Origin of the sequence: Nocardioides taihuensis (assembly GCF_042657275.1) — a bacterium.
GTDB lineage: Bacteria > Actinomycetota > Actinomycetes > Propionibacteriales > Nocardioidaceae > Nocardioides > Nocardioides taihuensis.
Genome location: NZ_JBHSKD010000007.1, coordinates 123945 through 138139, shown reverse-complemented (window position 1 = coordinate 138139; position 14195 = coordinate 123945). Strand labels below are relative to the sequence as shown.

12 protein-coding genes are annotated in these 14195 nt (G+C 74.8%); 4 read left to right on the top strand and 8 right to left on the bottom strand.

Going from position 1 to position 14195, the window contains the following annotated elements; all coding sequences use genetic code 11:
* Positions 1-36 precede the first annotated feature (36 nt).
* From ACFPGP_RS06670 to ACFPGP_RS06660, 3 genes are read right to left on the bottom strand one after another with little or no spacing between them, the layout of a single operon-like run.
* Positions 37-1251 carry an acyl-CoA dehydrogenase family protein gene (locus ACFPGP_RS06670; RefSeq protein WP_378588577.1) on the bottom strand — a complete coding sequence of 405 codons (1215 nt, stop codon included), beginning with the start codon at positions 1249-1251 and terminating at the stop codon, positions 37-39.
* 24 nt (positions 1252-1275) lie between these two features.
* A complete protein-coding gene (mctP, locus tag ACFPGP_RS06665; RefSeq protein ID WP_378588574.1) occupies positions 1276-2922 on the bottom strand; it encodes a monocarboxylate uptake permease MctP in 1647 nt (548 codons plus the stop codon).
* On the bottom strand, positions 2922-3227 hold the full coding sequence (locus tag ACFPGP_RS06660; protein WP_378588571.1) for a DUF3311 domain-containing protein: 306 nt from the start codon (positions 3225-3227) through the stop codon (positions 2922-2924). Before ACFPGP_RS06660 ends, mctP begins: the two co-directional genes overlap by 1 nt.
* Before the next feature lie 98 nt (positions 3228-3325).
* On the opposite strand from ACFPGP_RS06660, the gene ACFPGP_RS06655 reads away from it, so the two are divergent.
* Positions 3326-4117 carry a nucleotidyltransferase domain-containing protein gene (locus ACFPGP_RS06655; protein WP_378588569.1) on the top strand — a complete coding sequence of 264 codons (792 nt, stop codon included), beginning with the start codon at positions 3326-3328 and terminating at the stop codon, positions 4115-4117.
* 117 nt (positions 4118-4234) lie between these two features.
* Here ACFPGP_RS06655 and ACFPGP_RS06650 read toward each other — a convergent pair whose 3' ends face one another.
* The 3 genes from ACFPGP_RS06650 to ACFPGP_RS06640 all read right to left on the bottom strand — a co-directional run bounded on the left by ACFPGP_RS06650 (position 4235) and on the right by ACFPGP_RS06640 (position 6749).
* Entirely contained in the window at positions 4235-4771 is a 537-nt protein-coding gene (locus ACFPGP_RS06650) for a DUF1707 SHOCT-like domain-containing protein (RefSeq protein WP_378588567.1), read from the bottom strand.
* Positions 4768-5406 (bottom strand): PadR family transcriptional regulator, encoded by a 639-nt coding sequence (locus tag ACFPGP_RS06645; protein WP_378588564.1) that lies wholly within the window; start codon positions 5404-5406, stop codon positions 4768-4770. The genes ACFPGP_RS06650 and ACFPGP_RS06645 overlap by 4 nt, the downstream gene beginning before the upstream one ends.
* Positions 5407-5519: 113 nt before the next feature.
* Positions 5520-6749 (bottom strand): RNA polymerase sigma factor, encoded by a 1230-nt coding sequence (locus tag ACFPGP_RS06640; protein ID WP_378588562.1) that lies wholly within the window; start codon positions 6747-6749, stop codon positions 5520-5522.
* A gap of 180 nt (positions 6750-6929) precedes the next feature.
* Here ACFPGP_RS06640 and ACFPGP_RS06635 point away from each other — a divergent pair, with 180 nt between their 5' ends.
* The 3 genes from ACFPGP_RS06635 to ACFPGP_RS06625 are packed head-to-tail and all read left to right on the top strand — an operon-like array spanning position 6930 to position 8623.
* Entirely contained in the window at positions 6930-7328 is a 399-nt protein-coding gene (locus ACFPGP_RS06635) for a VOC family protein (protein ID WP_378588559.1), read from the top strand.
* 30 nt (positions 7329-7358) lie between these two features.
* The gene (locus ACFPGP_RS06630) at positions 7359-8018 is read left to right on the top strand and encodes a hypothetical protein (RefSeq protein ID WP_378588556.1); all 660 of its coding nucleotides are present in this window, start codon (positions 7359-7361) and stop codon (positions 8016-8018) included.
* A gap of 5 nt (positions 8019-8023) precedes the next feature.
* Positions 8024-8623, top strand: coding sequence for a GNAT family N-acetyltransferase (locus ACFPGP_RS06625; protein WP_378588555.1), 600 nt, complete (start codon positions 8024-8026; stop codon positions 8621-8623).
* Between the two features lie 124 nt (positions 8624-8747).
* On the opposite strand, the gene ACFPGP_RS06620 is transcribed toward ACFPGP_RS06625, so the two are convergent.
* Both ACFPGP_RS06620 and ACFPGP_RS06615 read right to left on the bottom strand, forming a co-directional pair.
* Positions 8748-11894, bottom strand: a complete 3147-nt coding sequence (locus ACFPGP_RS06620; RefSeq protein WP_378588552.1) for an FtsX-like permease family protein — start codon at positions 11892-11894, stop codon at positions 8748-8750.
* Complete coding sequence (locus ACFPGP_RS06615; RefSeq protein WP_378588550.1) at positions 11894-14188, bottom strand: FtsX-like permease family protein; 2295 nt, start codon at positions 14186-14188, stop codon at positions 11894-11896. The genes ACFPGP_RS06620 and ACFPGP_RS06615 overlap by 1 nt, the downstream gene beginning before the upstream one ends.
* Positions 14189-14195 lie beyond the last annotated feature (7 nt).

Genomic DNA, 14195 nt, shown 5'->3' with positions numbered 1-14195 from the left:
GGGGCCCGGTGACCGGGTACCCCGCAGGGGCGGGCGTCACCGGATCGGGGCGCCGGAGACCGTCCGCGCGATGACCAGCCGCTGGATCTCCGAGGTGCCCTCGAAGATCGTGTAGATCTTCGCGTCGCGGGCCATCCGCTCCACGGGGTAGTCGCGGGTGAAGCCGTTGCCGCCCAGGATCTGCATCGCCTGGCCGGTGACGCGCACGGCGGTCTCACCGGCGAAGAGCTTCGACATCGACCCCTCCGCCTGGCCGAACGCCTTGCCCTGCCGGGCCATCCACGCCGCGCGCCACACCAGCAGGCGCGAGGCCTCGATCGAGGTCACCATGTCGGCCAGCGCGAAGGCGATCGCCTGGTTCTCGATGATCGGCTTGCCGAACTGCTCGCGGGCCTTCGCGTAGTCGAGCGCCACCTCATACGCCGCGCGGGCGATGCCGATCGCCTGGGCGCCGACGGCCGGTCGGGTGCGCTCGAAGGTCGCCATCGAGGCGTTGCCGCGCGCGCCACCGCCGGCACGGGCGCGGGCCAGCCGCTCGTCGAGCCTGTCCTTGCCGCCGAGCAGGCAGCGGCCCGGCACCCGCACGCCGTCGAGCACGACCTCGGCGGTGTGCGACGCGCGGATGCCGTGCTTGTGGAACTTCTGGCCCTGGCTGAGGCCCTTCGTGCCGGGCGGCACCACGAACGAGGCCTGCCCCCGCGCGCGCAGGTCGGGGTCGACGACGGCGGTGACGACGTGGACGTCGGCGATGCCGCCGTTGGTCGCCCAGGTCTTGGTGCCGTCGAGGACCCACTCGTCGTGCGCCTCGTCGTACGTCGCACGGGTGCGCATCGCACCGACGTCGGAGCCTGCGTCGGGCTCGGAGGAGCAGAAGGCGCCGAGCTTGAGGTCACCCGGCGTGCCGTACATCGCCGGCACCCACTCCATCACCTGCTCGTCGGTGCCGGTGGCGCGCACCCCGGCCGCGGCCAGGGCGGTGCCCACGATCGAGAGACCGATGCCGGCGTCACCCCAGAAGAGCTCCTCCATCGCGATCGGGAAGCCGAGCCCGGTCTCGTCGACGGCCTGCGCGGCGACGAAGTCGAGGGAGTAGAGCCCCACCCTCGCGGCCTCCTCGACCACCGGCCAGGGGAACTCCTCGCGCTCGTCCCACTCCGCCGCCGCCGGGCGCACGACCTCGGCGGCGAAGTCGTGCACCCACGCGCGGAGGTCGAGGTGGTCCTGGCCGAGCTCGAACGAGGGCGTGGTCACGCCCCGAACCTAGCGGCCCGGCTGCTAGTGCGCGGGCGTCTCGAACGGGTCGAGCTCGGCCTCCACGCGCTCGTCGCCCAGGTCGGCGGCGTAGTCGTCGGGGCGGGTGTGGTCGACGCCCTCGTCGACCTTCATCGCCCGGAGCACCGCCGTGAGCACCGCCATCACCACGAGGTTGAGCAGCACGGCGGTGAGCCCGATGTAGACCAGCGTGTCGGTGAACGGGAACTCGTTGAGCGGGCTGCCGAAGTGGGTGCCGGGCTGGCCGACCTTGGGGTTCTGGTAGGCGACGAGGGTGCCGTAGGCCATGCCGACCGCCCAGCCGGCGAAGAGCGCCCACCGGTGGCACCACCGCGTGTAGAGCCCGATCACGATGGCCGGGAAGGTCTGCAGGATCCAGACGCCGCCGAGGAGCTGCAGGTCGAGGGCGTACTGCGTGGTCACGAACAGCACGAAGGCCAGCGCCCCGAACTTCACCAGCAGCGAGGCGACCTTGCTCTGCCGCGCCTCCTGGGCGTGGGTCGCGTCGCGGTTGAGGAAGGCCTTGTAGATGTTGCGGGTCCAGAGGTTGGCGGCCGCGATCGACATGATCGCCGCCGGCACCAGCGCCCCGATCACGATGGCCGCGAACGCCACGCCGGCGAACCAGTCGGGGAACTCGTTCTCGAACAGCTGCGGCACCGCCTGCTGGGCGTTGGTCACCTGCACGCCCGCGGCGATCGCCACGAAGCCGAGCAGGGCGAGCAGCCCGAGCAGGAAGGAGTACGCCGGGAGCAGCGCGGCGTTGCGCCGGATCACCGAGCGCTCGCGGGTCGAGAGCACCGCGGTCACCGAGTGCGGGTACATGAACAGCGCCAGCGCCGACCCGAGCGCGAGCGAGGCGTAGGCCCAGTGCGCGAGCGGGCCCGGGATCGCGGCCTGGGGCGCCGCCGTGCCGGCCGCGATGGCGTCGGCGTTGTCGGCGTTGAAGCTCGCGAAGGAGTCGGTGGCCTTGGCGAAGATCGCCTCCCACCCGCCGAGCTGGGTCGGCAGGTAGATCACGGCGACCAGGATCACGACGTAGATCAGGGCGTCCTTGACGAAGGCGATCAGCGCGGGGGCGCGCAGCCCGGAGGAGTAGGTGTAGGCCGCCAGCACCGCGAAGGCGATGAACAGGGGGAGGTGGTTGACCAGCCAGCTGCTCTCCTCGGACCCGATGCCCATCACCTGCAGCACGACCTCGATGCCGACGAGCTGCAGCGCGATGTAGGGCATCGTGGCGAGGATCCCGGTCAGGGCCACGGCGGTCGCGAGCGGGCGGCTGTCGTACCGGCCCTGCACGAAGTCGGCCGGGGTCACGTAGCCGTGGCGGTGCGAGACCGACCAGAGGCGCGGCAGGAACAGGAAGATCAGCGGGTAGACCACGACGGTGTAGGGCACCGCGAAGAAGCCGATCGCGCTGCCGGCGTACAGCAGGGCGGGGACGGCGATGAAGGTGTACGCGGTGTAGAGGTCGCCGCCGAGCAGGAACCACGCGATGAAGGTGCCGAAGCCGCGGCCGCCGAGGCCCCACTCGTCGAGGTTGTCGAGCGCCTGCGCGCGGCGCCAGCGAGCGGCCGCGAAGCCGAGCACGGTGACGAGCAGGAAGAGGAACAGGAAGACGCTGAACGCCACGGTGCTGACGTCGCTCATCACCGGCCGGCCCCCCGCTCTCCGTCACCGGCGTGGGCGCGCGCCTCGCGGGCGTGGCGGTCGGCGCGCTTGGCGAGGTAGTAGGCGGCGACCGTGAGCACGACCGCCAGCGGGATCATCGCCATCTGGAACCAGAAGTAGAAGGGCCACCCTGCGAGCGTCGGCTCCTCGGAGTCGTAGAGCGGGACCAGCAGGGGGATCACCACCGCCGGCACGAGCAGGGCGACGATGAGGGGCCAGGTGCCTGCCGTCCGGGCTGGACGGGGCGGGGTCGCGGGGCGGTCGGGGCGTCGTACGTCGGCCATGACGGGGCCTTTCCGAGAGGGGTCCGTCGGTGACCGTTGCCACATCGAGACGTCCTCAAACCTGCCCGGGCGGGCGGCGGGCTGGCAGGCTCCTGCGCATGGCCGACCTCGCCCCCGCCGACCTGTCCCGCTACGACGACTGGCTCGACTGGCTGCGGCGCCGAGCGGCCGCGGACGACGACGTCCGCGTGGTGTGGGTGGGTGGGTCGGCCGCGACGGGTGGCTACGACGACTGGTCGGACATCGACGTCGAGGTGCTCGTGACGCCGGGGACCCACGACGAGGTCTACGAGCGCTGGCTGGCCGGCATCCGCGCCGACTTCGAGGTCGACCACGTCTGGGAGCTGCCGCGCGAGGTCTGGCCCGACGGGCGGCAGTGCTTCGTCAACCACCAGGCCCGGGCGGGGCTGCTCGAGGAGCCCACGCGGCTGGTCGACCTGCACCTCTCGTCGCTCTCCGACGAGCACCGGTTCGTCGACGTCCGGCGACACGGGACCCCGATCGTGCTGCACGACCCCGAGGGCCTGGTGCAGCTCCGGGACGACGACCCGGAGGCGATGGCGGCCGCGATCGCCTCCGCCCTCGAGCAGGTCCGCCAGCGGCGGGCCACGGGCGAGTGGCTGGTCGCGCGCGCACTCGCCCGGGGCCACCTCGCCGAGGCGCTCGACCTCTACCTGCGCTTCGGGCTGGGGCCGGTGGTGCGGATGCTCCGGGTGCGGCACTGCCCGTGGCGCCACGACTACGGCCTGCGCTACCTCGACACCGACCTGCCCCCCGACGTCGCGGCGCGGGTGGTCGCGCTGGTGCCGGGCGCGGTCGGCGCGGCGCCGCTGGCGGAGCTCTCGCCGCTCTGCTTCGCGTGGTACGACGAACTGCTCGCCGAGCTCTGAGCGCCGCGGGACCGGGTCGGACGGCGCCCGGACTCCCGGACGGAAATGGTGACTGTCGCAGGGTTGTCTCGGTGCGACAGGGACCAATTCACGGGTTGACCCGCGAAATGGGTGGCCTCAGTGACGGAAGTGACTCGAGCACCGACCGCGCCGGAAGACCAGCCAGACCAGGCCGGCGACCAGCACCAGCGGGAAGACGTGGGCCTCGGTGAACACCCCGATCACGAGGGCGATCAGCAGCAGCGGGAAGAGCCGCGGCCCGCGCCACGTCCGCACGACCGGCGGGCTCCAGCCTCGTCGGGGCGGGGGCGTCGGGGCGGGCGGGGGCGTGAGCGGCCCGGGCGCCGGGAGGTCGGCGAAGAGCGGGGCGAGCTCGGCGCCCGTGCGGGCCGACCAGATCCGGTCGAGCCGCTCGGCGTGCTCCTCGGTGGTGATCCGGCCCTGCGCGTAGTGCTCCCCGAGCGCCGCCGCCGCCTGGTCGCGGTCGGCGTCGCTCATCCGCAGCTGGTCGGCCCGGGCGGGCGGGGCGCCGGTGCGGGCCTGCTCCTGCCAGGCCTGCCAGCCGGCCCAACCCGCCTGGCCCATCCGGACCCAGTGGTCCTGGCGGCCACGCCCCTTCGCGCTGCCTCCGCTCCCGCCGTACGTCGCGGTCACTGGACGTCTCCCTCCGCGAGCAGGCCGTAGAGCCTGCGCCGGGTGTCGACCAGGACGTCGATGGCATCGCGCTTCTGCTGCTCGGTGCCGGTGGTGATGATCTGCCACGCGGCGTTCATGACCTGGCCGATCTCGGGCTTGAGCGAGGCGAAGTCACCGCTGCCCGCCTCCCGGGGCTCGGGCCGCGCGAACGGCTTCCACACCCCGGCGAGCTCGTCGGCGTGGGTCTCGATGTAGGTCCAGCCGGCCGGGGTCGGCTTGAGCCGGCGGCGCCCGCCCTCGTCGTCGACGGCCTCGACGAGGCCCTCGTCCTCGAGCTGGGAGATGGTCGGGTAGACCGAGCCGGGGCTCGGCCGCCACGCGCCGTCGGTGCGCTCGGCGATCTGGGTGATCACCTGGTAGCCGTTCATCGGCTCGGCCCGCAGGACGTCGAGGATCGCCGCGCGCACGTCGCCGCGGCGCACCTTCGGCGCGCGCGACGGCGGTGCGGCGTTCGCCGCGATCTGCCCGAACAGCCCGGCCAGCCAGGGCGGCGGGCCCGACCGGCTGCCGTGGCCGCCGTGACCCTCGGGGCCGCCGTGGCCGCCCCACTGCTGCTCCGGCCATCCGGAGCCCCAGCCTCCGCGTCCACCCATGACGTCCTCCCTCGACCCGATCCCGGCGACTGTCGGGCGACAGTCGGCGATATATCGCGAGCGTACGTCGACTGTCGCGCGAGGGCAAGAGGCTTTCCCGCCCAGGTCGGGCGTCAGCCGGCGAGGGTGCGGCGTCGGCGCGCGAGGTAGGCCCGCTCGGCCTCGTTGGCGGTGGCCGCGATCGCGGCGTCGTAGGCCTCCCGCGCCTCCGCGCTGCGGCCGAGCCGGCGCAGCAGGTCGGCGCGGGTCGCGTGGAAGGCGTGGTACGACGCCAGCACCGGCGTCTCGACGACCAGCCGGTCGACCGTGGCCAGGGCGACCCCGGGGCCGTCGAGCTCGGCGACGGCGACCGCCCGGTTGAGCGTGACCAGCGGCGAGGGCGCCACGGCCTCGAGCTGGCCGTACAGCGCGGCCACCTGCGCCCAGTCGGTGTCGGCGACCGTGGGGGCGTCGGTGTGCACGGCGTTCACGGCGGCCATCAGCTGGTACTGCCCCGGCCGGCCGAGCGCCAGGCACTGGCGCACGAGGTCGTGGCCCTCGGCGATCAGCGCGCGGTCCCAGCCGCCGCGGTCCTGCTCGCCGAGCGGCACCAGCTCGCCGCCGGCGAACCGGCTGGCCCGCCGGGCCTCGGTCAGCAGCATCAGGGCCAGCAGGCCGGTGATCTCGGGCTCCTCGGGCATCAGCTCGTGCAGCTGCCGCCCGAGCCGGATCGCCTCGGCGGTGAGGTCGGCGCGGGCGGGCTCGTCGCCGGCGGTCGCGAGGTACCCCTCGTTGAAGACCAGGTAGAGCACCGCGAGCACCCCGTGGACCCGCGCCGGGAGGTCCTCGGCGTCGGGCACGCGGAAGGGGATCCCGGCGTCCTTGATCTTGCGCTTGGCCCGGGTGATCCGCTGCCCCATCGTGCTCTCGGAGACGAGGAAGGCCGCGGCGATCTCGGGCACGGTCAGCCCGCCGAGCATGCGCAGCGTCAGCGCCACCCGCGCCTCGGGTGCGAGGGCGGGGTGGCAGCAGGTGAACATCAGCCGCAGCCGGTCGTCGGTGACGGGTCCGGTCGGCGCGTGGGGGGTGTCGTCGTGGAGCATCGCGGCCTGCCGGTGCTTGGCGTCGCTCTTCGACGCGCGACGGATCCGGTCGATCGCGCGGTTGCCGGCCGTCGTGGTCAACCACCCGCCGGGGTTGGGCGGCACGCCGTCGACCGGCCACCGCTCCACGGCCACCAGCAGCGCCTCCGCGGCGGCCTCCTCGGCGATGTCGAGGTCGCCGAAGCGGCGGGCCAGCGAGGCGACCACCCGGCCGTGCTCCTCCCGGAAGATCCGCTCGATCTCGTCGCGGTCGTCGAGCACGTCAGGCGGTCTCCGGGGTGGGCTCGCCCTCGACGTGGGGCAGGGACAGCAGGTCCTGGGTCATCTCGACTCCTCGCCTCGCGGACCCCCGACGGGTCCGGCTCACCCTGTCCACGAACGCCACCGCACGGATCCGACCGTCCGTGTGGCCATTTCTGCGCCCTTTCTACCCTGACCAGCATGGCGACCTCGACCCCCGGCTCCGGCCCGTCCACGTTCCGGCTCGGCTGCACCGTGCTGGGCACCACCGACCCGCGGGGGCTGGCGGCGTTCTACCAGCAGCTGCTCGGCTACGCCGTCGTCGACGACCAGGACGACTGGGTGCGTCTCGAGCCGAGCGGGGGCGGGCCGGGCCTGGCCTTCCAGCGCGAGCAGTTCCACCGCGAGCCGACCTGGCCCGGCGGGCCGAGCGACCAGCAGATGCAGCTGCACCTCGACATCGTGGTCGACGACCTCGGCTCCGCCACGGCCCGCGCCCTGGAGATCGGCGCGCGCGAGGCGTCGTACCAGCCGGAGGCGGACTGCCGGGTGCTGATCGACCCGGCGGGACACCCGTTCTGCCTCTTCGAGCAGTTCTAGCGGGGCCTTCGGCGGCCTAGGGTGGGCCCCGTGGGCACCGACTGGGGAGCGCTGTACGCCGACAACGTCGCGGCAGTGACCGCACTGGCTGAAGACCTCGACCGCGACCCGGGCAGCGACCGGCCCGCGGTCCGGGTCGCGGCAACACCGGAGTGGACCGTGCGGCAGGTGCTCGCGCACCTGGCCGGCGGGCCGTCCGACGGCGTCGCCGGGCGCATGGACGGCGCCCCCGGTCGCTCGTGGACCGCGCGGCACGTCTCCGAGCGCGAAGGCCTCACCGTGGCCGAGCTGGTCGCCGAGATGCGCGGCAACGTCGCACCGGTAGCGGCCCTCGTCGACGGCAACCCGCGACCGGCGATCGTGTGGGACGTCGCGGTGCACCACGCCGACCTGCACGAGGGGCTCGGGCTCGGGCGGATGGACGACGCCCTGTGGCGACCGGTGCTCGACGCCGTCGCGCCCGGGATGCTGGCCGCCGCGCCGGTGACGCTGCGGGTCGGCGACGCGACCTACGGCGCGGGCGGCGACGAGGCGTCGGTGTCGCCCTACGAGTTGTTCCGCTCGCTGTTCTCGCGGCGGTCGCGGTCGCAGATGGCGGCCTGGGGCTCGCCCGCGATGACGTCGGGCCAGCTCGACGAGCTCTGCATCTTCGGGCCGCGCGACGACGACCAGCCGGTACCGGAGGGCTGAGGAGCATGAGCGCGGGGGGCGCGGCGGACGGGCCGGGCGCGGCGTACGCCGTGCGGGCGCTGGGCCCGGACACCTGGGAGGCGTACGCGGCGCTGGTGGAGCGGCACGGCGGCGTCTTCGGCGGGTGCTGGTGCACGTGGTTCCACACGATGCCCGCCGAGAAGGAGCGCACCTACGACGCCAACCGGGCCCTCAAGGAGCGGCTGGTGCGCGAGGGGCGGGCGCACGCGGCACTGGTCTTCGCCGGCGACGAGGCGGTGGCGTGGTGCCAGTACGGCACGCCGGAGGAACTGCCGAACATCTACCACCGCAAGCAGTACGACGCCGAGGCCGACCTGGTCCCCGACTACCGGATCACCTGCCTCTTCGTCAGCAAGGGCCACCGGCGGGCGGGACTGTCCGCGCTCGTGCTGCAGGGCGTGCTCGACCTCGTCGCGGCCGACGGGGGCGGGGTCGTCGAGGGCTACCCGCACGACAACGCGGGCCAGAAGAAGTCGGTGCCCTACTCCGGCACCCGGGCGCTCTTCGAGCGGGCGGGCTTCGAGCACGTCCGGCCCAAGGGCCCCGGCAACTGCGTGATGCGGCGGCGCGTGGAGCCGGCGTGAGCGGGGTGGGTGCAATTCACGGGTCAACCCGTGGTTTGTGCCTTGTCGCACCGAAATGATCGTCAGACAGTGACCATTTCACGGGTCAACCCGCGAATTGGGGGGCCAGTGGGGCTCCTGTGACTCACCGCGCCGACTCCCGCAGCGTCGCGCCGCGGGCGCCGCGCACGGAGAGCGCGGCGCTGATCAGCGCGACGGAGCCGAAGAGCAGGCCGGCGAGGAGGGTCAGCAGCACGAGCCGGCCGGGGTCGACCGCGGCCACCAGGGCCGGCGTGGTCACGGTGTCGACGACGCCGAGGGTGACGGTGCGCAGCACGACGTACTGCGCGAGGGTGCCGGCGGCCAGCCCGGCGACCGCGGTGGCGCCGAGCACCACCCCGAGCTCGCGCGCCACCGCCGACATCACCGAGCGGCGGGGTACGCCGACCACGCGCAGCGACGCCGCGTCGCGCCGGCGCGAGGGCAGCTGCACGGCGGTGCTCACGAAGAGCCCGGCCATCGCCATCACCAGCACCAGCACGGCCACCACGGCGTAGAGCCGCAGCGCGAGCGCGTAGGCGCCCTGGTCGAGCGTGCGCTGCACCTCGTCGAGGGTCGTCGACACCGAGGCGCCGCGGGCGCGCAGCTCGTCGGTCATCTCCTGCGGGGTGTCGCCGCGCGCCAGCACGTAGACGGGCACGTCCTGCGGGTAGATGTCACGGTCGGTCGTGAGCATCGTGTAGTCGATCATCGTGCCGACCGGGCCGAGCAGCGGCACGCTGTGGGCGGCCGCGATCGACCGGCTGTCGAACTCGGTGACGCTGGTGTCGCCGAACCCGGCGTTGGACTGGCGCAGCTGGGCGTCGACGCCGCGCAGCACGGGCAGCGCGAGCGGGACCCCGCCGGCGGAGAGCTGCACGATCTCGGGCGAGCTGCCGGAGAGCACGTCGACGCGGAGGGTCTCGCCGTCGCTGTTCACCGACTGCACCGCATCGGCCCCGGAGGCCTGGGGCGCCACGCCCCAGCCGGCACCCTGGACGGCGCCCTCGACGGGCGCACCGTCCACCGAGATGTCGGAGATCGTCACCGGCCCGTTCATCGCGACGGTGGTCGCGGCGGGGCCACCGAGGGTGATGCCGTCGAAGCGGCAGAAGTCCGCGCAGTACGGGACCCGCGCCGACCGCGTGTGCTCCCCACGCGGGAACGGCCCGAGGAAGACGTAGTGCGGCCGGTCGCCGGTCTCCGGGTCGAGCCGCAGCCGCAGGGTCAGGTCGCCGTCGACGTCCGCGCCGTTGTCGATGGTCGCCGAGATCCGCCTGCCGCTCAGGAGGGGCACCTGCTCCTGGACGCCGAGCTGGTCGGCGACCTCCGCCGCCCCGAGCCCCGGCGTCCACTGGTCCTGCCACGCCGCGACGCGGTCGAGGCGCGTGGTGTCGATGACGGCGTACGTCGGGCCGAGGGTGCTGATCGTGCTCGCCGCCATCAGGTAGTCGCCCTCGGGGTCCAGCCGGTGGGTGAGCCCGACCGTCTGCCGCAGCGGCAGCGGCGAGAGCCACACCTCGTCGGCCGGTGCGCTCGTCGCCGCGACGCTGGCCCGCCAGTCGGCGGCCGAGCTGTAGACGCCGGCGCCGAAGACGCAGATCGCGATCGCCGCCGTCACCGGCAGGATGACCAGCGTGCCCTCCTGGCGCCGGCTGATCGCCCGCGACGCGACGTACGCCGGGAGCGAGCGGGTGCGGCGCCGGCGGGTCAGCCAGGTGGCGAACAGCGCGGTCAGCCGGGTGGCCGCGACACCGGCGACCAGCGCGAGCAGCACCGGCAGCACCAGGTCGGTGACGTCGGGCTTGCTCGGGGCGCCGGCCGCGAGCTTGCTGGCCAGCACCGACCCCGCGGCCGCGACGAGGAGCAGCTGCGCGAGCACCGAGGCCCGGCTCGAGGCGTGCGGCCGCCGGACGCCGGTCAGCTGCTCCGACAGCGAGACCCGCAGCACCAGCCCGACCGCCAGCACGGCGACGCCGAACGCGGCCACCACCACGAGCAGCCCGGCCAGCCAGGCGGTCCACGGCAGCGGGAGGGGCAGCCCGGGCACCAGCCACCAGCGCACCAGCAGCACCGACAGCCCGATCCCGATGACCCCGCCGATCGGGACCGAGATCGCCAGCACGGTCAGCGGCTCGGCGAGGCCGAGCCGCCAGAGCTGGCGCCGGGTCAGCCCGCGCAAGGAGGCGAGCGCGATCTCGGGGAGGCGCAGGTCGGCCGCCGCCATCAGCAGCCGCAGCAGCAGGGCCAGGGCGACCAGCACCAGCGAGATCACCGCCGGCGTGATCGAGGCGCGGGCGGTCGCCTGCTGGTCGCGGACCTCGGCGGCGATCAGGGGCAGGTCGTTGACGGAGTCGCCGACCAGCGGCCCGCCCTCACCGTCGGCGGCTCCGTGCAGCACTGACCACGAGGGCGCGGCCCGCGGGGCGCCGGGGCCGGCGTTGCCGTCGTTGTCGGTCTCGGCGATCTGGTCCTCGGTCTTGAGCGTCGCGGCCGTCCGGATCGCGGTGTCGAGGTCGTCGAGCGTGAGGTCGGGCGGCGCGTCGAACTGGCGGTCGACCCGGGCGTTCCACGCGCCGGTCGGGAGCTCGTCGAACGTGCCGGGCACGGTGACGAACGGCGCCGGGCGGTAGGGCGTGACGATGCCCGTGCGCTGGTTGACCTGGCGCGGGGAGCTCGCGAACCGGGTCAGGTCGAACCAGAACTCTCCCTCCTCGGGCGCGACGGTGTAGGAGCCGGTGACGGTGACCGTGCCGATGGGGTCGGCGACCTCGACCTCGTCGCCGATCTTCAGCCCGCGTTCCTCGAGGTCGCCCTGGAGCAGGAGCACCTCGAACGGCTCGTCGGGGCACGTCCCGGTGATCTCGAGGTGGGCGCACGCGTCGGCCGCCGCGATCAGCTGCACCTCGCCGCCGAGCGCTTCGGCCCGGTCGGTCTCCAGTCGCGCGCGGGCGGGTGCGAAGGGGCCGGCCGCCTCGTCCGCGTCGGCCTCGGCCAGCCCGATCACCTCGGTGGCCGACTGGCCGGCGACCGGCGCCCACGTCCAGGTCAGGCCGGTGAGTGGGTTGGGGGCCTGGTCGAGGCGGGCCACGAGGTAGGAGTTGGTGACCGCCTGCTGGAAGACCGGGCCGAGCGTGGCCGACCCGATCGCCAGCGCGGTCAGCAGCACCGACCCCACGGAGAGCAGCAGGCGGGCGCGCATGCCGCGCAGGATGGTGGGCAGCATGCCGCCGCGACGGGCGGTGGTCGCCATCAGACCTCCTCCCTCAGGATCGCCGGTCGCGAGACCTCGTTGCCGACCGCGCGCGAGCGGCCGCCGACGACGAGCACCAGCAGCGCGGCCACGGCGGCGGCGACCGCGACCGGCACCAGGGCGATGCCGACCTCGAGCGGTACGGCGTGCAGCGGGACCGTGACCAGCGTCAGGTTGCTGAGCAGGAGCGCGACCCCGACCAGCCCACCGGCGATGGTGGCCACGACCGCGGTGAGCGTGAGCGCGCCGACCTCGCGCCGGGCCGAGCCGCGCACCTGTGCGAGCGGGACGCCGACCACGCGCAGCGCCGCCGCCTCACGGCTGTGCGCGGCGCGCTCGCGGCTGACCGAGGCGGCGAGCACGAGCAGGGCGACGGCGAGGCAGAAGCCCGCCATCAGGGCGTAGATGCGGGCCTGCACGGCACCCGACGCGAGTGCGGTGGCGTCCTCGACGTCCGCGAGCGGGACAGGGTCGGAACCGGCGGCGTCGGCGAGGTCGGCCAGCACCCCCGGCGGGGTGTCGGCGGCGGCGAGCACCATGACTTCGGCGGCGGGCACGGTGGGGGGCGCGCCCGCCGCCGCCAGCGGCAGGTCGGCGAGCAGCCCGTCGGCCTCCACCAGCGGCAGCGCCTGCAGCCGGCCGACGACCTCGGCCGGTCGGTCGTCGCCGCCCGGCGACTGCACCGTGGGGGACGCGCCGTCCCAGGTCGCCGACGTCGTGGCGAGCACCGGAGTGGCGCCGCGGGCGGCCTCGGGGGCGGCGGTCTGGCGGCGCGGCTGGGCGAGCGCGAGCAGCCCGTCGTCCACCACCTGCGGCCCCGGCGGGGCGCCCGCGATCGTGCTGCGCGAGGTCGAGCGCCAGGGCAGGGCCAGCGCGTCCTCCCCGCCGACGTCGAGCCTGGTCACGACGTACGGGCGGGCGACGTCACCGCGGGCCCGGTCGAGGGTCAGGCCGGTGACCACGCACCCGGCGTCACAGCCCCGCAGCGGCAGGCGGGCCGTGTCCTCGCTGCCGTCGAGAGGGATGGTCAGGTCGGCCGACGCCGCACCGGTGTCCTCGGAGCCGATGGCGTAGCGCACGGTCACCCGGGGGCGCAGGTCGCCGCTCTCGCGACTGCTCACGCCCCGCACCGTCACGAACGCCTCGTCCCCGGTGACGACGCGCACGCCCTCGCCGCTGCGCAGCCCGGCGACCAGGTCGTCGACGCCGTCGGCCGGAGTGCCGTCGAGGAAGCCACCGAGCACGGCGTCGTAGCGCTCCGTGTCGAGGAAGGCCCGGCGTGCCACGACGGTGCCCTCGCCGGGCACCAGGGCAGCGGCCATCAGGTACTGCCCGTCGGGGTCGAGGTCCCGCGACAGCGCCAGCGCCTCGTCGACACCGGCAGTGGCGCCGCCCGCCAGGTCGACCCGGTACGGCGCGCCCGCGCGCAGGCGGGCGGTGTCGTCGGTCCACGCGTCGACCTGGGTGGCCCCCGTGAGCGCGACCGCGGCGACGGCGGAGGCGGCCACCACCAGCCGCACCGGAGTCGCCGCCTCGGCGACCCGGGCCAGGCGGCGCGAGGCCAGGAAGCCGCGCAACCCGCGGTCCGCCGTCCACGGCACGGCCAGCCGCGCCAGCCCGCGCAGCAGCCAGACCGCGACCTGACCGGCGGCGAGGCCGACCAGCGCCGGGCCCGCGAGCACGACCCAGCCGGGGTCGTCGGAGCCCGCGACCGAGGCGCGGTAGGTCGCGACCACCGCGGCGACCACGATCAGCGCGCCCCAGAACAGGCCCGCCACGCCGGCCGGGCGCGGGCGCTCCTGCACCGACACCTGGTCGGCCAGCGGCTCGCGCAGCGCGCCGGCCATGCCCACCAGCAGCGCGAGCAGCGCCACCGCGACGACGACGGCGACGGGCGGCAGCACGGTGATCCCGAGGTCGGTCTGCCCGACGCCCGCCCACCGGTCGGCGGCCACGGCGACCACCGCCGCGCCGAGCCCGAGACCGAGCACGGCGCCGGCGACCAGCACCAGGAGCGGCTCGAGCGACAGCACGACGTAGAGCTGCCCGCCGGTGATGCCGCGCAGCCGTGCCATGGCGATCTCGCGGCGCCGGGCGGCCGCGAGCTGGCGACCGGTCGTGGGCACGGCGACCGTGCCGAGCACCAGCAGCGGGACGGCCACCGCGACCGAGGTGCCGGACGCCTCGGCCAGCGCGGTCACCGCGACGATGCCGCCGACCACGACGGTGGTGAGCAGGAGGAGGGGCACCAGGGTCCCGCGGCGCGACCAGGCCCCCCGGAGGGTCCGCCTCACAGGGAGG